Annotated in this window: 16 protein-coding genes; 11 read left to right on the top strand and 5 right to left on the bottom strand. The window is 60.0% G+C overall.

The window, feature by feature from the left end; all coding sequences use genetic code 11:
* Positions 1–64: 64 nt before the first annotated feature.
* Positions 65–946, top strand: coding sequence for a LysR substrate-binding domain-containing protein (locus IT763_RS10890; protein WP_206195399.1), 882 nt, complete (start codon positions 65–67; stop codon positions 944–946).
* Between the two features lie 6 nt (positions 947–952).
* Here IT763_RS10890 and IT763_RS10885 read toward each other — a convergent pair whose 3' ends face one another.
* From IT763_RS10885 to IT763_RS10870, 4 genes are all read right to left on the bottom strand, one after another.
* The gene (locus tag IT763_RS10885) at positions 953–4528 is read right to left on the bottom strand and encodes a molybdopterin cofactor-binding domain-containing protein (RefSeq protein ID WP_206195398.1); all 3576 of its coding nucleotides are present in this window, start codon (positions 4526–4528) and stop codon (positions 953–955) included.
* Positions 4521–5063 carry a (2Fe-2S)-binding protein gene (locus IT763_RS10880; RefSeq protein ID WP_049298981.1) on the bottom strand — a complete coding sequence of 181 codons (543 nt, stop codon included), beginning with the start codon at positions 5061–5063 and terminating at the stop codon, positions 4521–4523. Before IT763_RS10880 ends, IT763_RS10885 begins: the two co-directional genes overlap by 8 nt.
* An 85-nt stretch (positions 5064–5148) precedes the next feature.
* Complete coding sequence (locus tag IT763_RS10875) at positions 5149–5622, bottom strand: MarR family winged helix-turn-helix transcriptional regulator (RefSeq protein ID WP_004938613.1); 474 nt, start codon at positions 5620–5622, stop codon at positions 5149–5151.
* 66 nt (positions 5623–5688) lie between these two features.
* Positions 5689–6747 carry a 2,5-dihydroxypyridine 5,6-dioxygenase gene (locus tag IT763_RS10870; protein WP_049298978.1) on the bottom strand — a complete coding sequence of 353 codons (1059 nt, stop codon included), beginning with the start codon at positions 6745–6747 and terminating at the stop codon, positions 5689–5691.
* A 326-nt stretch (positions 6748–7073) separates the two neighbouring features.
* Between IT763_RS10870 and IT763_RS10865 the strand changes: the two genes are divergently transcribed.
* From IT763_RS10865 to IT763_RS10845, 5 genes are all read left to right on the top strand, one after another.
* Positions 7074–8225 carry an FAD-dependent monooxygenase gene (locus IT763_RS10865; protein WP_033634195.1) on the top strand — a complete coding sequence of 384 codons (1152 nt, stop codon included), beginning with the start codon at positions 7074–7076 and terminating at the stop codon, positions 8223–8225.
* The gene (locus IT763_RS10860) at positions 8222–9016 is read left to right on the top strand and encodes an alpha/beta hydrolase (RefSeq protein ID WP_049298976.1); all 795 of its coding nucleotides are present in this window, start codon (positions 8222–8224) and stop codon (positions 9014–9016) included. The genes IT763_RS10865 and IT763_RS10860 overlap by 4 nt, the downstream gene beginning before the upstream one ends.
* Positions 9017–9082: 66 nt before the next feature.
* A complete protein-coding gene (locus tag IT763_RS10855; RefSeq protein WP_170310522.1) occupies positions 9083–9784 on the top strand; it encodes an Asp/Glu racemase in 702 nt (233 codons plus the stop codon).
* Between the two features lie 9 nt (positions 9785–9793).
* Positions 9794–10423: an N-carbamoylsarcosine amidohydrolase gene (locus tag IT763_RS10850; protein ID WP_049298973.1), complete on the top strand. Its 630-nt coding sequence runs from the start codon at positions 9794–9796 to the stop codon at positions 10421–10423.
* 142 nt (positions 10424–10565) lie between these two features.
* Positions 10566–11876, top strand: coding sequence for an MFS transporter (locus IT763_RS10845; RefSeq protein ID WP_206195397.1), 1311 nt, complete (start codon positions 10566–10568; stop codon positions 11874–11876).
* Positions 11877–11947: 71 nt separating this feature from the next.
* On the opposite strand, the gene dcp is transcribed toward IT763_RS10845, so the two are convergent.
* Positions 11948–14149, bottom strand: a complete 2202-nt coding sequence (dcp, locus tag IT763_RS10840; RefSeq protein ID WP_028128196.1) for a peptidyl-dipeptidase Dcp — start codon at positions 14147–14149, stop codon at positions 11948–11950.
* A gap of 300 nt (positions 14150–14449) precedes the next feature.
* Between dcp and IT763_RS10835 the strand changes: the two genes are divergently transcribed.
* The 5 genes from IT763_RS10835 (at position 14450) to IT763_RS10815 (ending at position 25066) form a co-directional block, all read left to right on the top strand.
* Positions 14450–14740, top strand: a complete 291-nt coding sequence (locus tag IT763_RS10835; protein WP_049298970.1) for a hypothetical protein — start codon at positions 14450–14452, stop codon at positions 14738–14740.
* Positions 14741–15102: 362 nt separating this feature from the next.
* On the top strand, positions 15103–16629 hold the full coding sequence (locus IT763_RS10830) for a hypothetical protein (RefSeq protein WP_016927843.1): 1527 nt from the start codon (positions 15103–15105) through the stop codon (positions 16627–16629).
* A gap of 18 nt (positions 16630–16647) precedes the next feature.
* Positions 16648–17097, top strand: coding sequence for a toxin-activating lysine-acyltransferase (locus IT763_RS10825; protein ID WP_025302733.1), 450 nt, complete (start codon positions 16648–16650; stop codon positions 17095–17097).
* 17 nt (positions 17098–17114) lie between these two features.
* A complete protein-coding gene (locus IT763_RS10820) occupies positions 17115–20921 on the top strand; it encodes an AMP-binding protein (RefSeq protein WP_164052831.1) in 3807 nt (1268 codons plus the stop codon).
* On the top strand, positions 20921–25066 hold the full coding sequence (locus IT763_RS10815) for a non-ribosomal peptide synthetase (protein WP_206195396.1): 4146 nt from the start codon (positions 20921–20923) through the stop codon (positions 25064–25066). The genes IT763_RS10820 and IT763_RS10815 overlap by 1 nt, the downstream gene beginning before the upstream one ends.
* Positions 25067–25214 lie beyond the last annotated feature (148 nt).

The raw sequence follows: 25214 nt of genomic DNA, 5'->3' as shown, positions 1-25214 counted from the left end.
GCCGCGCCGCGGCACAATGCGGCAATGACAGAGCCTGCCTGCGGCAAAGACAGAGGGAAAACGCATGCATTTTGACTTTATCGATCTGCGGCTGTTGGCGGCGGTGCTCGAGACCGGCAGCATCACCGCCGGCGCCGAGCGCGTCGGGCTGTCGCTGGCCGCCGCCAGCGCCCGCATGCGCGGGCTGGAGCAACAGGCCGGCGTAGCGCTGCTGACGCGCAATCCGCGCGGCGTCCAGGCGACGCCCGCCGGTGAGCGCCTGTTGCATCACGCGCGAGTGCTATTGCAGCAGCGCGACCGGCTGCGCGGTGATATGGCCGAGTTCGCGCCGGGCCAGCGCAGCCGGCTGCGCATCGTCGCCAATACCGTCGCCGCCGACACCTTTTTGCCGGAGCTGTTGGCGGATTTTCTGGTGCAGCACCCGCACACCGACATCGCGCTGGAGGAGCTGCCCAGCCCGGCCATCGCGCAGGCCATCGCCGAACGGGCGGCGGATATCGGCATCGTCGCGGACCACGCCGATCTGCGCGGGCTGACAAGTTACCCTTTTCGCCAGGATCGTCTGGTGCTGGCGCTGCCGCCGGGGCATGCGCTCAGCGGCCGCCGCACGCTCAGCTTTGCGGACGCCCTGCCTTTTGATTTCATCGGTCTGCCGGAAGAGAGTGCGCTGCAACAGCATCTGGAACAGCTGGCGATACGCAGCGGCGGCCCGATGCGGCTGCGGGCGCGTGCGGCTAATTTCGACGCCATCTGTCGCATGGTGCTGCGCGGCGCCGGGCTGGCGGTGGTGCCGGAGGAGAGCGCCCAACGCCATCCGGAGATCCGACACGGCGCCCTGCCGCTAACGGACGAGTGGGCGACCCGACGCCTGTCGATCGCGGTGCGTGACCTGGCGCAGTTGCCGCTGCCGGCGCAGCGGCTGGTGGCGTTCCTGCGCCAAGCCTGAGGCGGCTCAGTGCGTGCCCGGCTCTGCGCGCAGCCGCGCCACCTGAGCCTCCACGTCGCGCCAGGCCGGTTTGTCGCCGGCATAGCGTTGGCGCAGATAATTCACCAGCGCCGTCACCTGCCGATCGGAAAAGCTGTCCTTAAAGCCCGGCATAAAGCCCAATTCGGCGGTGGCCGGTTTGGTGATCCCTTGCAGGATCACCTTGATCAGGTTATCGGGGCGATCGCTGAAGATATTGGTGTTATTGGCCAGATCCGGGCTGACGCCGAACAGCTGCGGCCCGCCGGCGGCGGCGCTGTGGCAGGCCTGGCAAGCGCCCTGAAACAACCGCTCGCCCGCCAGTTGACCCGCAGGCAACGCGCGGGCCGCCAACTGCGCCTGCGGTTCCACATTCAGCGTCGCCTTGGCGCTCAGCGACATCACATAGTTGGCCATCGCCCGCAGATCGCTCTGCGGCAACGTCGCCAGTTCGCTGACCACCGGCCCCATCGGCCCGGCCGCCACGCCGTGCTCGGCGGAATGCCCGCTGCGGAAGTACTGAAACAGCTGTTCCTCGGTCCAGGGTTTGTCCGCGTTGGCCAATTGATTCAGCGCCGGCGCTTCCCACCCGTCCACCATCCCCCCCGCCAGGAAAGCCGCTCCGCCCTTTTCCGCCCCCAGCAGATTGCGCGGCGAATGGCAGGCGGCGCAGTGACCGAGCCCGTTGACCAGATAGGCGCCGCGATTCCACTGCGCGCTTTGTTGCGGATCGGGTTGATATTCCCCCTGGCGCAGGAACAGCGTGTTCCAGCCCGCCATCAGCGGCCGCAGGTTAAACGGGAAGCGCATCTGATTGGCCGGATTGCTCTGGCGCACCGCCGGTTGCGACATCAGATAAGCGTACAGCGCCTGCATGTCGCCGTCGGTCATTTTACTGAATGCCGTGTAAGGAAATGCCGGATAGAGGTGGCGGCCGTCGCGGGCGATGCCCTGACGCATCGCCCGATCGAATGCGGTAAACGACCAGTTGCCGATGCCGGTTGCCACGTCCGGGGTAATGTTGGTGCTGTAGAGCGTGCCGAACGGCGTCGCCATCGCCAACCCGCCGGCGTTGGTCGCCCCTTCCGACGCGGTATGGCAAACCGCGCAGTCTCCGGCGGCGGCCAATTGACGACCGCGCTCCAGCGTGGCGGCCGACCAGGTGCCGGCGCCGGGCGTCGCCACCGGCGCGATCTCCGCACGCCACGGCAAGGCGCTGCCGGCGATGCCCAGCACGGCGCCGAACAGCCCCGCCGCGCCACCGAACCACCATTTGCCGCGCTTCTTTTTCTTGGGCGGCGCGGCCTGCCGCTCGGCGTCCGGCCCGTTCAGCGCCTCTCGCAGCTTGTCCGAGGTGATCGGCAGCTCGCGAAAACGAATGCCGGTGGCGTCGAACACCGCGTTGGCGATGGCCGCCGCGCTGGGCACCGATGCCGACTCCCCGGCGCCCAGCGGCGGATCGTAAGGGCGCGGCATCATCACCACGTCCACCTCCGGCACCTCCGGGAAGGTCAGGATCGGGTAAGCCCCCCACTCTTTGGCGGAGACCGTCGATTCCTCAAAGGTCACGCGCTCTTTCAATACCCGGCTGGTCGATTGCAATACGTTGCCGTGAATTTGGTGGCGCACGCCGTCCGGGTTGACCATCATGCCCGCGTCGTGGCCGACCACGATGCGCGTCACCGCCACTTCGCCGCTGGCTTTGTCGATCGCCACGTCGGCCACCCAGGCGGCCCAGGCCGCGCCAAAGCCGGGAAACTTGCTGTGGATGTAACGGGCGTAGGCAAAGCCGCGCCCGCGCAGCACGCCGTCTTCCGCCGGGGTCTGCATCGGTTCGGTATGCGGCGTCCAGCCGGCGCGTTCTGCGGTGCTGCGCATCAGTTCACTGGCGCGTTCATCATGGATGTAGCGCAGCCGATACTCCAGCGGATCGACGCCGGCGGCGTGGGCCAGCTCATCGATATAAGACTCGTGGGCGAAGGTGTTGGGCAAGGCGGAAACGCCGCGCATCCAGGAGGCGCGCACGATCGGCGCCATGTCCTCGATGCTGACGCGCAGCGCCGGATACTCATAAGGCGGCACCGAGGTGCGGTCGCCCATTTCATAGGCCACCGGCAGCGGCTCGACCCGGCCAGTCAGCAACAGCGCCAGCGTCGGCGCGCCGTTGGAAGGATAATAGGTGCGAAAATCGTAGGCGACCGGGTGCCCGGCGGCGTCCAGCCCGCCGTCCACCTCCATCAGCTGCGCCGTGCCCTTCGGTTCCCACACATGCTCTTGCTCGCGGGTCAGCTGCACCCGCACCGGCCGGCCCACCGCGCGCGACAGCAGCGCCGCGTCGGCGCAGACGTCATCGGCGCAATTGCGGCCATAGCAGCCGGCCGCCTCCATGCGAACGATCTCGATCTGCGCTTCCGGGTACTCCAGCAGCCAGGCCAGATCGGCGCGCAGCAGGTGCGGGTTCTGGCTGCCTGACCAGACCTGCAGACGCTCCGGTCGGTAGTCCGCCAGCGCGCAGGAAGGGCCAATAGAGGCATGCAGCTGATACGGCCACAGGTAGCTGCGGGTGAAACGCCTGTCGGCCGCCGCCAGCGCCGCGTCCACGTCGCCGGTATCGTGCACCACCCGGGTCGAATGCGGGTTGTCGCGCAGCGCCTGCGCCACGTCGGTCATCTGCGGCAAATTGCGCCGCCAGTCTTTCCAACTGACCTGCAGCGCCTGCGCCGCCTTGACCGCCTGCTCTTCGCGCTCGGCGACAATACCGATGAAATCGCCGATCACCACCAGTTTGACGATGCCGGGAATATGCGCGATCGAGGTTTCGTCCACCGCCAGCAGGCTGGTGCCGACAAATTCGCCGCTGTCGTAACCGGCATAGGGCGGCCGCACTACCCGGCCGTGCAGCATATTCGGCAACCGCATATCGTGTACGTAAGTGGTTTCGCCGGTCGCCTTGGCCGGAATATCGACGCGCGCGGCGCTGGTGCCCACCAGGCGATACTCCGCCTGCGGTTTCAGCGGCGCGTCGCCGGAAATCGACAGCTCGACATGACCGCCGGCCACCAGCTCGGCGTAGCTGAGCGCCTGCCCCTGCGGGCTGCGGATCACGCCCTCCTCCAGCGTCAGCCGTTCCACAGGCGCATCGAAGCGCTGCGCCGCCTGGCGCAACAACCAACGGCGCGCTTCGGCGGCGGCGTTGCGCAGCGGCACGGCGGCGATCTGCAGCGTGGCGCTGGCGATGGTGGCGCCCTGATTCGGCGCACGTTCGGTATCACCCAACACCATTTGCACCTGATCCATGCGCAGGTACAGCTCTTCGGCGACGATCTGCCCGAGCGCGGTGCGCACGCCGGTGCCGAGATCGACATGGCCGTTAAAGGCATAGATTTCGCCGCTGCCGCACAGGGCGATAAACAGCCCCTGCTCTTTGGGCTTCAGCACCGGCGTTTGCCCCTTGGGCACCAGCCCCGGCGGCGGTTGCACGCTGTCGACGATCAGCAGCACGCCGTCGCGCTGCAGCAATTCGGCCTGGCTCGGCGATGGGGTACGGGTACGGGAATCAGTCATGATCGTGGGCGTCCTCATCGCGGCAGAGAATGATGGCGCGCTGAACCGCACGCAAGATTTCAAGATGGGTGCCGCAGCGGCACAGATTGCCGGACAGCGCCTGACGGATCTCCGCCTCACTCGGGGCGGGATTGCGATCCAACAGGGCTTTGGTGGTCATGATCATGCCATTGAGACAGTAGCCGCATTGCGCCGCCTGCTCTTCGATAAAGGCGCGCTGCACCGGATGCGGGCGCTGGCGAGTGCCGAGACCTTCCAGGGTCACGATCGCCCGGCCGGACACGCCGAGGGCCGGGATCACGCAGGAGCGCGCCGCCACGCCGTCGATCAGCACGGTGCACGCGCCGCATTCGCCCAGGCCGCAGCCGTATTTTGGGCCGTTGAGCGCCAGATCGTTGCGCAGTACCAGCAAGAGCGGCGTATCCGCCATCACCTGCGCATGAAGCTGTTCGCCGTTCACCGACAGCATCAGCGGATGCTCCGTCAGCGTGGTTTTCGCGCCGTCCCTGGGCGATTGCACTTCAGATATCGCCATTGTTTGCGTCTCCGCCTGCACTTGATGGTCTTATGGGCTGGCCTCTCGCCACCGACCACCAGGCAACCGACGTTACGCGGGCGAATCAGCCGGTGGCAGGGTCTTCCAGCATTTTATTCAGCAGAAATATCAGCGCTATCCGTTCGGCCGGGTTCAGCGTGCCGAACGTCAATTCTGTGATTTTCGCCGCCTGCGGCACCGTTTCCGCCAGCAGCGCGCCGCCGGCGTCGGTCAGGCCGACCACCACCTTGCGCCGATCCACCGGATCCGGCGTCACCGTGATCAGATCGCGCGCCTTCAGCCGCTCGACGATGCCGCGGATGGTGGCCTGATCCACCGCCGTCACCTGCACCAGCTCGGTCAGCGAGCTCGGCCCCATATCGCGCACCGCGCACAGGGTGATGAACTGCACCGCCGTCAGCTGCGAATCGCCGACGTTTTGCTGGAAAATCGCCACGTGGCGCTGATAAACCTTGCGCAGCAGGTGCCCGACTTGCTCGGTAAAATGATAATTTTCGGGTTGGCCGCTCACGGCTGACGGGTATTCGGGGGGCGTCATTGCGTTACTCTCACCATCTATGGAATCCACGAGAATAGTACAAACCCCCGCCGTTGGCAGCAACGATTACGCCCGGCGCACGCGCGACGCCTCCGGCGCCACCACTTCACCGTCCGCCACCACCGTTTGCCCGTCGAGGCGAATGTCGCAGCGGCGCAGCGCGATATCCATATGGCAAGGCGTTTTGCGCGTGCCGCCCACTTCGGTGTTCGGCCCGGTGGAGAACAGGAAGTTGCCGCAGAACGCGCGCGCGTCCATGCACATGCCGTCGTTCTTGTCGTGCAGGCCCATCGCCGTCCACTGGGCGCGCGGCTGCAGACCCCAGCCGATGTGCGAGATGCCGTACACCTCCGGATCGTCGAAGTATTTCATGTATTCGCGCAGGTATTCCGCCTCGAAGCCGCCGTGAATGCGGGTGACGAACCCTTGTTCGATCTCCAGCGTGATGCGTTCGCGCGCATAGCTTTTGAACGGCAGCAAGATATCGCCGACCTCCAGCACCAGCACCCCTTCCGCCTGTTCCTCATTCGGCCAGGTGAACAGGAAACCGCTCGGCCAGTGATCCCAGCGCCCCGGTTCATCGGCATAGCCGTACTCGGTCACCGTCGGGTATTGCCCCAGCGGCGCGCGGAAATCGCTGCCGGCGGCAGAGGTCACCTGCATCAGCTTCGCCTGCTCCAGCACGGCGGCGGCGGCCAGCACCCGCGCCTTGTCCTCCGCGTTGGGCAACATGCGCGCCAGCACCTCCGGCGGCTCCACCGCCAGCAGGATGCGGGTGCCGGTTTTCAGGATCTGTTCCTGCTCCGGCGAATGCAGCAGCATCATAGTATCGACGATCAGGTCGGCGGCCTCCAGCGCACGCTGCGCCGCCAGATTGCCGGTCAGCGCGGTATCGCCGCAATAGGCGGTCATGTCGTTGCCCATCGCTCGCGGATGGTTGAACGCCGGCAGTTCGACGGCATACACCCTGGCGCCCAGCCGCAGCGCCGCGTCGGTCGCGGCGCGCACCGTGCGCGCATCGGAATAATGGCTTTTCAAAATCGCCACGCTCTGCGAAGCATCGACCTTCGACAGCGTAAGCACCTGCTCGAACAGCTGTACCAACTGGGTTTCATTGACCGCCATGGCCTGTCTCCTGTCTCGTCAAGGGTCACCGACGCCCGCAAGGCGGCGGTGATTTTTCAAACAATTTAAAGTGAACACACTCATTTCATCTAAGTCAAAAAAGCAAAGGAAAGCAAGCTGCGAATATCCACCATAAGAAAGTCCTATTTCATCCCGCATCAATCCTGTGATTAACATGAGTTTAACAGTAACACGCTGTCAATTAGCGTGAGCGAGATCTGATTTAACACTTTTGCAACTTTGCGTTATCTAGCGCATACACTATAAATCGATCGTCCAGCCACGCGTTGGGCCTACGCTGAAAAAAGCCAACAGACAGGGGAAACATGATGAGCAAACAACCACGCATCGCCGTCGTCGGCGCCGGGCTGGGGGGCGCCGCCGCCGCCGGGCTGCTGCAAAAAGCCGGCTTTACCGTCGATCTGTATGAACAGAGCCCGGCGTTCTCGCGCCTCGGCGCCGGCATTCACATGGGGCCGAACGTGCTGAAGATTTTCCGCCGCCTCGGTATTGAGCAACGGTTGGAGCAGATGGCGTCTCATCCCGATTTCTGGTTCAGCCGCGACGCCGAAAGCGGCGACTACCTGTCGCGCATCGAACTGGGCGCCTTCGCCCGCCGGGAGTACGGCGCCGCCTATGTGACGGTGCACCGCGGCGATTTGCAGGCGTTGCAGCTCTCCGCGCTGCAGCCCGGCACCCTGCACTTCGGCAAGTGCCTGAGCAAGATTGAAGATCGCGGTGACGAGGTGGTGCTGAACTTCGTCGACGGCACCTCGGCCCACGCCGATATCGTGATCGGCGCCGATGGCATCAACTCGCGCATTCGCGAGCACCTGCTGGGCGCTGAAGCGCCGACCTACAGCGGCTGGGTGGCCCACCGCGCGCTGATCCGCGGCGAGAAGCTGGCGAAATACAACCTGACGTTCGAAGACTGCGTGAAGTGGTGGTCGGCGGACCGCCATCTGATGGTCTACTACACCACCCAACGGCGCGACGAGTATTACTACGTCAGCGGCGTGCCGCACCCGGCCTGGGATTTCCAGGGCAGCTTCATCGACAGCAGCCGCGAAGAGATGTTCGAGACCTTCGCCGGCTACCACCCGATCGTGCAGGCGCTGATCGAATCCAGCGAACAGGTCACCAAATGGCCATTGCTGAACCGCAAACCGCTGCCGCTGTGGAGCGAAGGCCGTCTGGTGCTGCTCGGCGACGCCTGCCATCCGATGAAACCGCACATGGCGCAGGGCGCGGCGATGGCGATCGAAGACGCCGCCATGCTGACCCGCTGCCTGCAGGAAACCGGCCTCAGCGACTACCGCACCGCTTTCCAGCTGTATGAAGCCAACCGCAAGGAGCGCGCATCCAGGGTGCAGGCGGTGTCCAACGCCAACACCTTCCTGCGCACCCAGGAAGATCCGGCCTGGGTTTACGGCTATGACCTGTATGCGCAAGCGCTGAAATCGGAGAACGCCGCATGAGCACCTTCCTCTACGGCGCCCACGTTCACGCCAACGACATTCGCCAACACTATCTGCGCTACGGCGGCCACGGCCCGGCGCTGATCCTGGTCCCCGGCATCACCAGCCCGGCGATCACCTGGGGCTTCGTCGCCGAGCGGCTGGGGGAAAAATACGACGTCTACGTGCTCGACGTGCGCGGCCGCGGTTTGTCGTCCAGCGGCCCGGAACTGGCTTATGACGCAGAGACCTGCGCACAGGACGTCAGCGCCTTCGCCGCCGCGCTGAACCTGGACAGTTACGCCCTGCTCGGCCATTCGATGGGTGCCCGCTTCGCCCTGCGCGCAGCCGTTTTGCGGCCCGCCGGCGTGCGGCGACTGGTGCTGGTCGATCCGCCGGTTTCCGGCCCCGGCCGCCGCGCCTATCCCGGCCAATGGCCGTGGTACGCCGACTCCATCCGGCAGTCGCTGCCGGGTATGAGCGCCGAGCAGATGCGCGCCTTTTGCCCAACCTGGAGCGAAGAACAGCGCCAGCTGCGCGCCGAGTGGCTGCATACCTGCTACGAGCCGGCGATCCAACGCGCCTACGACGATTTTCATCAGGTGGACAGCCACCGCGACTACCCGCAGCTGACCATGCCGACGCTGTTGATGGCCGCGGGCAAAGGCGGCGTCATTCAGCCCGAAGACCGGGCGGAGATCCGCGCGCTGCAGCCGGAGATCGCCATCGTCGAGGTCGAGAACGCCGGACACATGATCCCGTGGGACGATTTCGACGGCTTCTTCCGCGCCCTGGGCGATTTTCTGGATTAACTGAGGAACACCGACATGAGCAACCACTACCGCATCGGCCAGATCGTGCCCAGCTCCAACACCACGATGGAAACCGAGATCCCGGCGATGCTGGGCGCGCGCCAGCTGATACGCCCGGAGCGTTTCACCTTTCACTCCAGCCGCATGCGCATGAAACACGTCAATAAAGAAGAATTGGCGGCGATGGACGCCGAGTCCGATCGCTGCGCGCTGGAGCTGTCCGACGCGCGGGTCGACGTGCTCGGCTACGCCTGCCTGGTGGCCATCATGGCGATGGGGCTGGGCTACCACCGCGAATCGCAGGCCCGGCTGGCGCAGGTGACGAAAGACAATCAGGCCGCCGCGCCGGTTATCAGCAGCGCCGGCGCGCTGGTCAACGGCCTGAAGGTGATCGGCGCCAAACGCATCGCGCTGGTGGCGCCCTACATGAAACCGCTGACCCAGCTGGTGGTGGACTACATCCAGCACGAAGGCATCGAGGTCAAGGTATGGCGCGCGCTGGAGATCCCGGACAACCTCGACGTCGGCCGGCACGATCCGGCCAGGCTGCCGGGGATCGTCGCCGAGATGGACTTACGCGAGGTCGATGCTATCGTGCTGTCCGCCTGCGTGCAGATGCCTTCGCTACCGGCCGTCCCGACGGTGGAGGCCCAAACCGGCAAACCGGTGATCACCGCCGCCATCGCCACCACTTACGCGATGCTGACCGCGCTGGAGCTGGAACCGATCGTTCCCGGCGCCGGCGCCCTGCTGTCCGGCGCTTATTGAGGAGGCAGAATGAACGACACCCTCAGCGACAACTATCGCGGCGTCTGGGGCCAGCGCATCGGCTTCGGCCGGCGCCCGGCGCTGCTGGCGATCGACTTTATGCAGGCCTACACCACCGAAGGCGCGCCGCTGTTCGCGTCGGGCGTAGTCAGCGCGGTCGAGGAAAGCCGCGAGCTGCTGGCCTGCGCGCGCCGAACGGGAATTCCGGTGATCCACACCCATATCCGCTATCATGCAGGCCATTTTGCCGATGGCGGCCTGTGGGTGAAGAAAGCGCCGGTGATGAAAGACATGGTGGCGGGCAACCCGCTGGCGGCGTTCTGCCCGCCGGTGGCGCCGCTGGCCGATGAGGTGGTGCTGAGCAAGCAATACGCCAGCGCCTTCTTCGGCACCGCGCTGGCGCCGCTGCTGGTGGCGCAAGGGATCGACACGCTGCTGATGATCGGCTGTTCCACCAGCGGCTGCATCCGCGCCAGCGCGGTGGATGCGGTGCAGCACGGCTTTCGCGCCATGGTGGTGCGCGAGTGCGTCGGCGATCGTCACCCCGGCCCGCACGAAGCCAACCTGTTCGACATCGACAGCAAATACGGCGATGTGGTGCACAAACAGGAGGCGCTCGACTACCTGAACCGGTTATGAGTCAACGATTCACCTGCCACGACAATAACGAAGGCGCAGACAGCGCCTCACGCGACCGCCCGAAACAGGGCGGCGCCCATGCAACGCAAACACAACAGGCGCCTCCTGCGGAGGCCAACACGCACCACCTGGAGACAACATCATGGCCATTGTCGACACCCCGCTGGCGGGGAAAGCGGACGCAGAATCGCTGCTGCTGTACCGCAAAATCACCTGGAAACTGATCCCGTTTCTTTGCCTGTGCTACCTGGCGGCCTACCTCGATCGCATCAACGTCGGGCTGGCCAAGCTGCAGATGGCCGACGCGCTGCAGCTGAGCGAAGCGGCCTTTGGTCTGGGCGCCGGGCTGTTCTTCGTCGGCTATATTCTGTTCGAGGTGCCGAGCAACCTGATCCTGCAGCGCGTCGGCGCCAAGATGTGGATCGCCCGCATCATGATCACCTGGGGGTTGCTGTCCACCGCCACCATGTTCGTCACCACGCCGACCCAGTTCTACGTCATTCGCTTTTTGCTCGGCGTGGCGGAGGCCGGTTTCCTGCCCGGCGTGCTCTTTTACCTGACGCTGTGGTTCCCGACCTATCGCCGCGGCCGCATCATCGCACTGTTCATGATCGGCCTGCCGCTGTCCAGCGTGATCGGCGGGCCGCTCTCCGGCTGGATCATGGGCCATTTCGACATGCGCCACGGGCTGCACGGCTGGCAGTGGCTGTTTCTGCTGGAGGGCATTCCCAGCGTGCTGTTGGGCGTGTTGACCTTCTGGCTGTTGCCTAACAATTATCAGCAGGCCAAGTGGCTGACGCCCGAGGAGAAACAACGCATCGCCGACGATCTGGCGCGCGACGACGCCGAGGCCGATCACGGCAAGCACAGCTTCCGCGACGGCTTCTTCAACCTGAAGGTGTGGATGCTCGGCGGCATCGACTTCGCTATTCTGCTCAGCGCCTACGCCATGGGCTTTTGGATGCCGACCTTCATCAAAACCGCCGGCGTCACCGACATCACCACCATCGGCTATCTGACGGCGATCCCCAGCGTCGCCGCCCTGCTCGGCATGCTGCTGATCGGCAGCAGTTCGGACCGGCTGCGCGAACGGCGCTGGCATATCATCGTGCCGTTTATCATCGGCGCGTTGGCGATGGCCGGCAGCACCTTCTTTACTCACAACGCGCTGGCCACGGTGCTGCTGTTCTCCATCGCCCAGGCGGCGATCATCGGCGCGGTGCCGGTGTTCTTCAGTCTGCCGGCCACCTTCCTGCGCGGCACGGCGGCGGCGACCGGCTTCGCGCTGGCCTGTTCGCTGGCCAACATCGCCGGGCTGGTGAGCAATTCGCTGATGGGGCTGGCGCTGGATCTGACCGGCAAGAGCGGCGGCGCGCTCTGGGCCTTCGCCGGCTGCCTGCTGCTCAGCTCGCTGCTGGTGGTGGCCCTGCCGGCCAAGGTGGTGAACCGCTGACTGTCGGCCACGCCAAAAAGACGAAGGGCGCATAACGCGCCCTTTTGTTTGCTTATCGGGAGTGGCCGAACTTACTCGTCCTTCAACCCGCGATTGATCAGCATCGGTTCAATGCTCGGCTCTTTGCCGCGCCAGTCGATGTACAGCTTCTCCAGATCCTGGCTGTTGCCGCGCGACAGGATCATGTCGCGGAAACGCTGGCCGTTTTCGGCGGTCAGGCCACCGTGCTCGGTGAACCACTGGAAGGCGTCGTCCGCCAGCATTTCCGTCCACAGATAGGCGTAGTAGCCCGCGGCGTAGCCGTTACCCCAGATGTGCTGGAAGTAGCTGGAACGGTAGCGCGGCGGCACATAGCTGAGATCCACCTTGTCTTTTTGCAGCGACTCGGCCTCGAACTTGTCCACGTCCTGCTGCGGCTGATCGGCGGTCAGCATGTGCCAGTGCATGTCCAGCAGCGCGGCGGACAGCAGCTCGGTCATGCTGTAGCCCTTGTTGAACTTGTCGGCCTTCTTGATCTTGTCGACCAGTTCCTGCGGCATCGCCTCGCCGGTCTGGTAGTGCTTGGCGAAGTGGCTGAACACTTTCGGATCGCTGACCCAGTGCTCGTTGAACTGCGACGGGAACTCGACGAAATCGCGCGCGGTGTTGGTGCCCGACAGGCTCGGGTATTCCTGATCGGCGAACATGCCGTGCAGCGCGTGGCCGAACTCGTGGAACATCGTGATCACGTCGTCATACGACAGCAGCGCCGGCTGCCCCGGCGCCGGTTTGGTGAAGTTGGCGACGTTGTAGATCACCGGCTTGGTGCCGTTGAGCTTAGACTGATCGACGAAGTTGCTCATCCAGGCGCCGCCGCCCTTGTTGTCACGCTTGAAGTAGTCGGTGTAGAACAGCGCCAGCGATTTGCCGTCCTTGTCGAACACTTCATACACCTTGACGTCCGGCTGGTAGACCGGAATGTCCTTGCGTTCTTTGAAGCTGATGCCGTACAGCAGGTTGGCGGCGTAGAACACGCCGTTGTTCAGCACGTTGTTCAGCTCGAAGTAAGGTTTGATCTGCGATTCGTCCAGATCGTACTTGGCCTTGCGCACCTGTTCAGCATAGAACTGCCAGTCCCAGGCCTGCACCTTGAAGTCGCCTTTCTGCTGATCGATCACCGCCTGAATGTCTTTGGCTTCACGCTCGGCGCGCGCGGTGGCCGCCGGCACGATGTTGCGCATAAAGCTCAGCGCGGCATCCGGCGTTTTGGCCATCTGGTTTTGCAGCTTCCAGGCGGCGTAGTTCGGGTAGCCCAGCAGTTTGGCTTGCTCGGCGCGCACCTTGGCCAGACGGGAAATGGTCTGGCGGGTATCGTTGCCGTCCCCCTTCTCAGCACGCGTCCAGGAGGCGTCGAACAGCGCTTTGCGGGTGTCGCGATCTTTCAGGCTCTGCAGCAGCGGCTGCTGGGTGGTGTTCTGCAGCACCAACAGCCACTGTTTCTCCAGCTTGCGCTCGGCGGCCGCCTGCGCTGCCGCGGCCAGCTCACCTTCGGACAGACCGTCCAGCTTCGCCGGGTCGGTTATCGCCAGCGCGCCGTTTTTGCTCGCCGCCAGCAGTTTGTTGGTGAACTGGGTGCTCAGCGTCGCCGCTTCCTGGTTCAGCGCCTTCAGCTTGGCCTTGTCGGCGTCCGACAGGTTGGCGCCCGCCAGCTCGAAGTTCTTATAGGTGACTTCCACCAGCCGACGCGACTCCGGATCCAGCTTCAGCGCATCGCGATCTTGATAGATGGCCTTGATGCGCGCGAACAGCTTGCCGTTGAGCATGATGTCGTCGTTCAGCGCCGCCAGCTTCGGCGAGGTTTCTTCATCCAGCTTCTGCAGCGCGTCGCTGGTGTTGGCCGAGGTCATGGCGCCAAACACGTTCATCACCCGCGTCAGCAGCGAACCGGCCTGCTCCAGCGCCACAAAGGTATTCTTGAAGTTGGGCTTGGCCGGGTTGTTGGCGATCTTCTCCACCTCTTCCCGCTTTTGCTTGATGCCCGCTTCAATCGCCGGCGCGTAGTCGCTTTCCTTGATCAGGTTGAACGGCGGCGCCTGGAACGGCAGGCGGCTTTGATAGAAGAACGGATTCTGAGTCTTTTGCTTGTCGTGCTGATTGGCTTCACCGGTCACGGTAGCCTCCTTCGCCTGGCCGCTGGGCAGCGCGCTATGGTCGGCGTGAGGTTGGGTTTCTGCTGCCTGTGCCTGCGAGCCCAGCGCCATGCCGATCGCCAGCACCAATGTGGATAAACGCATCAAATCGAAACTCCTCCATGTTCACGGAATAAGGTCTCGGGGAATGGCTCCCTCAGAGTCATCACCTAGCTTAGGCGCAGTTGGCAGTTTGAGCAAAAACAAGTGATTAGAAGTTAACCGCCTCGCCGACCGCGGCCAAACGCTTCTTTGACATCTTTATTTTTCATCATCGACACATAGTCACAAAAAGTAATCATTTTATGATTAATTAATTCAATGCCATGATAAATAAAGAGGAATCATAAAATACCCTGTTGACTTATCAGGTTACCCAATGTAACTTGATGTAAATTTTGATTAATGGAGCTAATCAAATTGCACCTTATAACGGAAATAGTTCTTATTGTCATTTTCATCCTCATTATCAGTGCGATCTATAAAAACGCGAAGAAAAAAGGCGTGCGCGCGTACCACATCGTTATGCTGTTCTTGATATTTCCCCTTGCCGTATTTTTAGACTACTGCCTGCAGCGCCAGGCGATCCTTTTGGATACGGCCGCCCTTAAAACCACGGCCAGTTATGGTTTGCCGATGGCGATTATTTTTTCGCTTGTTTTATCTATCACCTCTCGCAAGAAGGAGTTTAAATGAGAGCCTTAACGGAAGTTGAATTGTCATGTATTAACGGATCTGACGGCAACGACTCTTATAATCCGACTTCGCTCATTGTCGGTAGCCTGAGCACAATAGCGAAATTACCCACCCCCGTATCCTTAGCTGTGGGCGTCGGGACGGAAATAGCTATTCAAGCCGCACCACACATGCCGGTTAACGTTGCTATTCCACAGGTTCCTATGGGCCCAACCTGGAATGGCAGTGGCGGTGGCCGCCCTTCACCTTCGTCTTCACTTTCAACACCGGATTCATCAAATTAAAAAAACAGTCTTATTATTCCTTGTGCAATAAGGCCGGGATTGAACTTACTCTGCACCAATAAAAATAACGATTAAAAAATGACAAAGCTCGCCATGCTTCACGAAAGCTTGATCCCTTTCGTCGCAAAAAAGACAGGTTCTCAATTACTCTGGCACAATGCATTAAGCCCTGCCGAACAAGACGAACTGAAAAAAGAGACCAGCTATCTCATCGAAGAAAATAATCGCCATGCTATTTTTGATGACGGTACGCCGCGCTTAAACGATGAAAAAGTCTTTTTCGCCGAACGTTATGGCGGCGGCGCTATTTCGCGCAACGGCGGCGGAGCACGCTGTGGCTTTGATGGGCGTTGGCAGGTTAAAGGTATTGGGGCTAATGCGTTAGTCGGTCAAGGGGCAAAGCATGTCGATGGTGAGTTGACGATGACCGGCGCAGTATTGGAGGCATTATGGGGGAACGTCATGGCCAAACTGCTGCCTTACGGTGCCGTGCCCAATAAGGCGATCTTGTTGACCGATAGCCCCTTAGCCGCCATCTCTCCTGAATCGGCGAGAAGTCCCCATAACCGCAAGGCGTTGCTGGTGCGTGAGCCCGTCGTGCGCCCTGCACATTTTTGCCGCGCACCCTACTATCATCCTCATGATGCAATGCAAAGGCAGCCTTCGGATATTCAGCGGGTCGAAAAGCTGATTGTCGCCGCACCGGCTTTTCTGCCTCGTCCCCCGGAGTTTGACGCCGCAAGCTGGTTGGCATTGCCCCAGGAAGAACAAGCATTCTACGGGCTCTGCGAGCTTGCCCGGCGTCTCGCGACGCAGATCGCGTACTGCCGCACCCGGCATTTGGTGATGATGACCTCACCCTCCAATTGCGATATGGCCGGCAGGCTGCTGGACTTTCATGGTGTTCGCAGTGTTTTTCCCGCAGAACGTCGCGATCCCGGGCGCAGCTACATTCAACACAACAAGCTCAATGAAGACGCCCCTTTGTTGCTGAGAGGCTTGCAAGATCTCGCTTTTTATTTAGCCAAACATCAATTCGGCCCGGCATTTCTCGCGGCAGCGCACCAAGGCATCGGTGCGGCCTTCAACATGGCCTATAAACGAGCCTGCCTGCTGGATAATCTCGGTATGGCGGGTTTTGACCCTGCATTTTTACAACGCCTGCCTCTCACCGCCGAGTGGTTCGCCTTAGGCGAACGCTTGCAAAAAATGTTCGATTTGGCTCCCGGCGTCTTTACCCGTCGACAAGGTCTTGGCCTGGGGAATGCTCATCCGGCGATTGCCCTGTTGCACCGGCTCATCGACGCGCCCGTAAGGGTTCCCGCCGAACAACAGGGTACGACCGCGGAGGAGAGATTTTCTCTGGCGTTCCGTCGGTTATACGCGCAATACCTTCAGGAAACATCAGCAGCTCAAACCTCCGCCGGATTACAACTGGCGATGAAGCAGACCGTCACCAGAAGGTTGGGTTCCCGCACGTTCATGCGCCGTGAAGTGATTTTTCAAGAAATTGCCGGCTGGCGCGGCGAAGTCAGCGAGATCACCGAACAATTGCAAACCTATCTCGACCGTTTCGAGCGCCAGGCGATCAACGTATTACAATAACAACGCTGAGGATATTTCGTGAGTTTTATCAAAGAAAACCAGCAGGGTAAAAGTAGGTTCAGTCAATACGAAAGCCTGGGCTTCGCCGTTAACTGTATGTTGATGAATAAAAATTACAGTTTGTACCATATAAAAACGTTGCAGCTATGGACTCAGGAAGCGATTAATCAAAACCAATTTAAAATATTATTCGACCATTTGGATAACCCGATAGGGTATATAACCTGGGCCTACCTGAGAGATGAGACGCTGAGTCGATTTATTAACGACCCGCAGTTTCTTCTCCATAACTCAGAATGGGATGAGGGCGGCACGCTGTGTATTTTAGATTTTTGCTGCAAGCCAGGCAGCGCGCATTTATGTTTGGAACACCTTAAAAGAGTTCACCCCATCGTAGAACGCCGCACGGTTGTGTGGCGCTCCCGCCGAACGGGCAGACTGATGACTGTAAAAAATAAAGAAAAATAATTGTCAGGGATGAGGCAATGAGCAAACATCAATTACTGGATTCACAGGCAGGATTTTACTATGGCACCAAGATCGGCGATGACAAATCGAGCTATAATATCGCGGAATATGTCGAAATAAATCACACTCTCGATATCGCAAGAATGAAACGTGCTATTCATCGTGTCGTCAGCCAAACCCCTACGCTGCACGTTCTGTTTGATGAGGATAACGGCACGCCTTATCAATATTCCGTCACCGCCAATATCTCAGTGGAATGGGTAGATCTTTCGCAGAGCGCCAACGATATGGCCACCGCTATCGAATTAATGGAAGCGGATGCTAAGCGCCCCTTCTCGCTGAACGCGGCGCCGTTATTCAGACAAAAAATCATCAGGCTGGGTGAGAAACGCTTTCTGTGGTATTTCTGCAGCCACCATCTGCTGCTTGATGGTTACGGCACTTATTTGCTGATCCATCAAGTGGCGCAGGCCTACCGAGACCAGACACAACAACCGCAAGACGTACCGGCGATCGATGCCTTGCTCGGGGCTGAATCTGAGTATAAACAGTCAGCCGCCTATCAAGCAGACCGACATTTTTGGCAAGCGGCCAGCGCCTCACTGCCAGACCCGATGACATTAGCCTGCGCCAATATTCCCTCGGGACAGACCATCCGCCATGTGACGTCGTTGCCCTATCCTGCCGAGCGCCTTGCGCTGCAAACCGAACATCCTTCTTGGCTGGCGCGCACTTTTGTAGCGGTGATGGCGTATTTGTACTTATGTACCGGCGAGAAGCAGCAAACGATCGGCGTCCCTATGATGGCGCGAACAGACGCCCTGTCGAGGCAGGCGCTAACCTGCAAGACCAACGTTGTTCCTTTGACTCTCGATATTGAGGACACCGCCTCATGCCGACAGTTGGCGCAAACCATTGAACACGCGCTCAAGCAACTCAAGAAACATCAAGCGTTTCGTTACGAAGAGATAAAAAGTCTGAGGAGCGTCGCCAGCCGCTCGCCGTTGTTCAACATCGTGGTCAATATCATTCCCTTTGAAGCGGCAGCCTCATTCTCTCCCGCTCAGCGTAGTGAAATTCGTAACTTACGCTCAGGAGGCGCGCAGGATCTGGTCTTCAACATGCGTCCCGATCTCGATAACCAAACGCTGCGGCTGGAGATCGATGCCGACTCAGGGCTTTACGATGCGGCCAGTCTGGTGCGGCACAGCCAGGGGATACAGACCTTGTGCACCTTGCTGTACGACGATCCGGAAAATCTTTCCGTCGCGGCATTGCGACAACGTTTCCCGCTCTCGCTGCTGGGTAAAACAGCCAACGACAACGTGGTCGATATCATGCAGCGTATCGATCGTGCCGTCGTTCAAGCGCCGCAACGCACGGCGATCCTCACGCCTGAACACGCTTCGTCATCGCTCAGAACGCTGTCTTATGCCGTTTTGCAGCAGCAGTGGCGTGCGCTGGCCGATGTCCTGGCTCCCGTTCGCGCCGCACATACCGTACTGTTGCTCGACTTGCCGCAGGGGCCGGAGGCCATCATCTGCATGCTTGCTGCGTTGCAATTGAAAATGCCCTTCGTCAACCTGAATGCCAAAGGGGATGGAGCGGCTTACCGTCAACTGCTTGAACAGTTTAGCGACGCTATCCTGATTACCGATCGCACGCGTCCCTCCGTTCATTCCGAGCCTGGCACATTGGCGCATTGGCGCGCATCGACACTCAATATGCCGACGGATTTCGCACACTTCACCGTGTTTCGCCGGCAAACATCGACTGAGGCGCCGGCGTTCCCGGTCGGAACCAGCTATATCATGTTTACCTCCGGTTCGACGGGAATGCCTAAAGGCGTGATAGGCGCCCGACATGCTCTCAACGTTTTTGTCGATGCGGCGATAAAATGCTATGGCATTCAACCGCACGAACGCGTGTTGCAATTTGCGCCCTTGCATTTCGATGCCTGCATCGAAGAAATTTTCATGACGCTGGGGGCCGGCGCCCACCTGTGTATCGCCCCCGAGACCGTCAAGCACAGCTTTGCCGCTTTCTTCACATTCTGCGACGATCATCAAATCAGCCTGTTGGATCTGCCGACCGCCTACTTTAATGAAATGCTGTTCGCCTCCGGTGGTGAACAGACGCTACCGCCGGCCGTCACTACCGTTATCATCGGCGGCGAAAGCCTTTCACCGCGAGCCAAAGAACGCTGGTTCGCGCACTACCCCAAAGGCAGGAAGTTATTCAACTCCTACGGCCCAACCGAAACAACCGTGGTGGCGACGGCCGCAGAAATCAAAAACGATGGCGCCGCCGTGACGATAGGCACACCGCTGGATGGTATATACACGGCGATCGTCGGCGAGGATCTCAGGCCGTTGCCGCTCGGCTGCAGCGGCGAATTACTGATAGCCGGAGCGACCGTCGGCCTGGGATATTGGCATCAGCCAACGCTGAGCGCGGAAAAGTTCGTCACCCTTGAGGCCAACGGCCATCTCATGCCCGCCTTTCGTACCGGCGATATCGCCTGCCAGCGCCAAGATGGGCAGTTGGTGTTCCTTGGCCGCAAAATTCGTGAAGCGAAAATCGCCGGGCAGCGCGTCAATATGGGTGAGATAGAAAGCTGTCTGGCCCGCTTGCCCTCCATTGTCGAGATTGCCGTACTGGCCAAAAGCGGCGACGCGGGAACGGAACTGTACGCGCATTATCACAGCCGGCAGCCGCTCAGTGAGGCAATGCGCCGCACACTGTACGGCGAACTGCCCAATGCCCATATTCCTCAGCGCTTCGTGCATCATCCAACGCCGCTGGTCAAACTGGCTAACGGCAAGATTGATTATCGCACCCTGGAGAGACAATCCCGGATGCCTGAACCCACACGGGAGTTGCGTTCGACGACATTCAACACCCTGGTGCATGAAGTTTGGCTGGCGACGCTGGGCAGTGACGATGGCGACTTCTTCACGCTCGGCGGCGAGTCCCTGCAGGCCATAAAAATCATTAACGTGCTTAACGCCCACTGTCGGTTGGATCTGAACCTGAGCGACATTCTTGAACATCCAAGACTCGCCGATTTCTGCCGACACCTGACGCAGTTGGCCCATGCACGCTATGGTCTGGATCCGCAGCATCTGGACATCCGTTGCGCTATCGGCCGCTGTCTATCAACCGAGGCGCCGACCAGCAGCAGGCTGTTTATTCAATCTCCCGAAGGCACAGATGAACGGCTTTTATTGGCCGCCCTCGCCGACAAACGCGATGTGGACATTCTGTCACCGCAGGCGCTGCCGTTGCCTGCTGAATGGTCGCTGAACGCGGCCATATTCAACGTACCGAACGAAGCCACTCAATATGCCAGTTGGCTTGATGCACTTTCGGCCCTGCTGCACACCCTGCCCGGCCGAGTTAACCACATGATCTTTATGCATGATACGGCCGGCGGAGCCAGACTCACGCAAGGCCTGCTACGCGATTTCCGACATGAGCGACTACTGTTGCTGCATAAAGTCGATGCGCGCCGCCAAGCCGTCGACGCCGGCGTTACAGAGTTGATAGCCCTCTCTGCGCGGCTGGGTTATTTCCCGCACATTCGGTTCGATACGGCCAATGAGCGATTGAACGGCTGCGTACTGAGGATCTTCGGTTTCGATGATGGGGAGAATATCGACCATCGCGCCGCCTTCACAATGGCGCAGCGGAGAAACCCGGGAGTGCAGTTGTGTAGCTTAGCGCATTGGCTGAATTTGATTTCCGCCCACAGCGACAAACGCCCGAATAAAAGCGGTCGAACAGCGAAAACTATCGACGTCAACATGGAAGGAGCGCACTGATGAGCGTCATCGGCTTGATCAATCTGATGGAAATGGCGAAACAGGGAGCAAAATTCGGCGAGCTGTCGCCTCGACGCCAAACCATTGAGCATGTTGACGCCGCCGCACTCAGTGCGGTGCAGGAAGACATCACCGCATTTTTATCTGTCTGTACGCCGGACAATTCAGAGCGGCACACCGGCGAGAAGCCTTGTTACACCGTCAATCACTACGCGGGGCAATACCTGTGGCTGTATGAAAACTTCACCAAGAACAGCCCGCTGTATAACATTCCGATCGCTAAAGAGATCCTGGGGCCCTTTGAACCCGAGCGTTTGCTCGCCGCGTTGAAAAAACTGCTCAAGCGGCACGGTGCGCTTTGCGGCCGCTACCGGCTAGACGGTGAAGCCATCACCGTTGACATCGTGCATCCTGATGAAACCATTTTCGAACACAGCCTCGAGGACATCAGCAGGCTGAACAGTGAAGAGCAGCAAGAAAATATGCTGGCGGCGCTTAACGCCCAGTGTACGATCCCGTTTGACCTCGCGGCTGAGTATCCTCTGCGCTGCCGGATCTTGAGAAAGAGCGCGCAGCACCACTATCTGTTCTTGACCTTCCACCATTGCGTGGTCGACGGCTGGACGGCCAATTTGCTGGTGGATGAACTGAGCCGTGACTATCAAGCGTACGAAGAGCATTGGCATTATGACAACGGCCAGGCGTTTTTCCGCTATCTTGAAGACCCTTTCCTCGCCGTCGCCAATGTCGATGACAGCATGGCGTTTTGGCGCGATGAACTGGATGGTGCGCCGGAAAAACACGCGCTTGAATACGATATCGCCATCACCGCGGCAGGCAAAACACAGAATATCGTCAGAACATCGCTGACGAACGAACTGCAGTCGGCCCTGGCCCAGTTAGCCAAACATAACGGTACGACGCTGTTTACGCTGTTGCACTCCGCCTTCGCGTTACTGATTGCCAGAGAATCGGCGACGGATCGCGTGGTCATCGGTAGCCCGATCGCCAACAGGAACGAGCCGACGTTAAACGACGCCGTTGGCAGCTTCGTCAACACGATCGCTCACCAATTTATCATCACTGGCGACGACAGTTTCACCGCGCTGCTGCAAAAGAACGCGAATAAATTTGCGCGCGCTTTCAAACATCAGGGATTGCCCTTCTCTTATCTGGTTGAACAACTCAAGCCCACGCGCGGCAAGTTCCACCCCATTTTTCAAATCATGTTCGTCTGCCAACATCGCAAAAGCAACGAGCTAAATCTTGGCGGTGCGCAGGTTAACACCCTGCCAAGACGCTATGCGCCGCCCAAGTTTGATCTGGTTCTGGAAGTGATTTCCGGCGCAGAAGGCATTCAGTTGGAGTGGCAATACAACGCCAAGCTGTTTACGCCGGAGCGTATTAACGGATTGGCGCAAGCTTACGCATTGCTGTTGCAGCAAATTGCCTGCGATCCTTCGCGGGCCGTCGACCACTATTCGCTGGCGCCAATGGCCGATAACCGGCAATTGCGGCAGCTCTCCGTCGGGCAGGCGATGCCGGTATGCTTGCGGCAACCTCTTTCCGATCGGCTGTTACGCGCTGCCCACCAGCATGGGGATCGCCCGGCGTTGTTCGAGGGAGATCAGGTGTGGCATTACGATCGGCTATTGCGGCACGCCGGCCTCGTGGCGCATTGGCTGAACGCCCATACCGCCCCAGGCGCGCTCATCGCCATCGATCTTCCACGCGGCGCTCATCAAGCTATTGCGGCGCTCGGCGTGATCCTCGCCGGACGCGCCTACTTGCCGTTGGCCGAAGGATTACCGGATGCCCGCGTAGCGGCCATTATGCGAATATCGGGTTGCGCCTGGGTTGTGAGCAATCGGGCTCACCATCGCGCCCGCTATCCGCAGACAACCCGCGTTCAGGATCTGGAGGCGCTGTTTTCTCCCCCTGTCACAGGCACAGCAACCTTCCCACCAGGCGAAGCGGAAGCACTCGCCTATGTCATTTATACATCGGGGACGACAGGCACGCCAAAAGGCGTGGCGATGGAACACGGCGCCGTCACCAATACCTTGCTGACCATGAATCAACTGTTTAACGTTTCACATCGTGACAACGTATTGGCGCTCGCCGACCTGGCCTTCGATTTATCGGTCTATGACCTGTTCGGCAGTTGGCTAGCCGGCGCATCGGTAACCGTGTTATCGCCGCACGACGCTAAAGAGCCGTCAGCATGGCTACATGCGATACGCCAGCGGAAAATCAGCATCTGGAACTCGGTTCCCGCCATCTTGCAAATGCTGGTGCAATACTGCGCACAAGAAAACATCCTGTCGCTGCCTCAACTGCGGCATATCTGGCTGAGCGGCGATCGTATCTCTCCGCGGCTGATCGCCGAAGCACATCGGCTTTGCCCCAACGCCACCATCACCAGCCTTGGCGGTGCCACCGAAGGGGCAATATGGTCAATTTATCATCCGCTTACACGAGATACGCACTACAGAAACGCCATCCCCTATGGAACCGCATTGCCGAATCAAAGCATGTGGGTGTTGAATGAAAAACTCGAGCCGTGCGGTTTCGGCGTTACCGGCGACATTTATATCGGTGGCGTTGGCGTTGCCCGCGAGTATTGGCGCGATAGGCAAACCACCGCCGGCAGCTTTGTTCTTCTCCCAACCACCGGAGAACGCGTGTACCGCACCGGCGATCGTGGCCGTTGGCATCGCAGCGGTTACATCGAATTTCTCGGCCGCGAAGACCAACAGGTGAAACTGCAGGGTTTTCGCGTCGAATTGGGTGACGTCGAATTCGCGCTCAAAAGCAGCGAACTGGTCGCTGAAGCGTGCGTCGTCTGTCGCGATGAAACCAGGAACGGCACACCGTATCTGGAAGCCTATTTCACATTGACCGAGGCGGGGAAAGCCAGCGTCCAGGCGGAGCAAAGAATACGCGAGCAGGTTACGGCCGCATTGCCCGCGTATATGGCGCCATCCCACTATCATCTTATTGAACGTTTCCCGCTTTCACGCAACGGCAAATTGGATCGCACCTTGCTATCGCCAGGCACCGAACGGAGTCAGGCCAGCGATGTTGTTCCCGCCGCGTCCGCGGAACTCATGCTGCTACGTGAGTTGTTGGCGGATACGTTAGGCTGTGCTCCAGACAAGATCGACCCCTATGCCAGCTTCTTCAGCAATGGCGGCAGCTCGCTTTCCGGCATCACGTTTTTGGGTAACATCAAGCGTGCCCTTAATGTGGAATTAACCCTGGCGGAAATCCTTGGCTACTCACAGCTCGATAAACTTGCCGAGCGTCTGCGCGATAACGCGCCCTTGCCGTTATCGATATTGTCCGGCACAGCCCATCGCCCCTCTCTGCCCACCTTGTATTTGGTGCATGGTGCCGGTGGCCAGGTACATCAATATGCAAAGTGGACAAAACAACTTTACGCCTGCGCCAACATCATCACCATCGCCAGCCCGGGGTTGGCCGCGCCAGGCGCAGACGACACACTCACCCTGCAGCGATTGGCCGCCTCCCATTTGGCGGCCATACCGCGTGCCAAACGCGACACTGCCGTTATCGCCGGCTGGTCATTGGGCGGCCAATTAGCTGTCCATATGGCGGCGCAGGCTACGGAACAAGGCGCGCCCTTTGCGCATGCGGTGCTTATCGACAGCGGTTTGCCCGCCCAGCAACCCTCAGTGAATCGAGGTTTCAGCGTGGCGCAAAGTTACCTCAGTCTGTTCGACTCTCTCGGTATTGCGCGTCATTTGTGTCGGCATCAAGAAACGAATGCGATAGACAGCTTCGCCAACGAGATAAAAATGCACTATGCGCTGAATCAGAGCGTGCTTGCGGAGAAGATCACGCTGGAACATGCCGAAGCCTTTTGTTGGGCGCTGAAAAAATCCTTTGATCTGACGAACAACGCCGGCCCTCTGCCACAGATAGCGATACCGCTGACGCTTTGGCTCAGTCAGCAACGTCAGCGTAAACACCCCAATCTTGCACAACGCTGGGAGAAGCAATCCTCTCATGACGTTCAACTCAATTATTGTGCAGAAACGCATTACAGCATTTTAAACAACGCTCAACTTCTTCGAGCGCTGTCGCGGATGCTGCGCGCGTTGTCCACATCATTGGAATAACGCGAGAAGATACCCCTGGCCATTCAAACCTATTGAGGCACTGATGAAATTACCCAGCAGTTGGATTTTTTTGTTCTGCTTTTACTACACATTCATGGATATTTTTTATTCGTTATTTTTTTCCGAAGACAGGAGGTTTACCAGCACA

Origin of the sequence: Serratia sp. CMO1, from assembly GCF_015689115.1 — a bacterium.
GTDB lineage: Bacteria > Pseudomonadota > Gammaproteobacteria > Enterobacterales > Enterobacteriaceae > Serratia > Serratia marcescens.
Note: the sequence above shows the minus strand (reverse complement) of the source record. Positions and strands in the feature narration are given on the sequence as shown.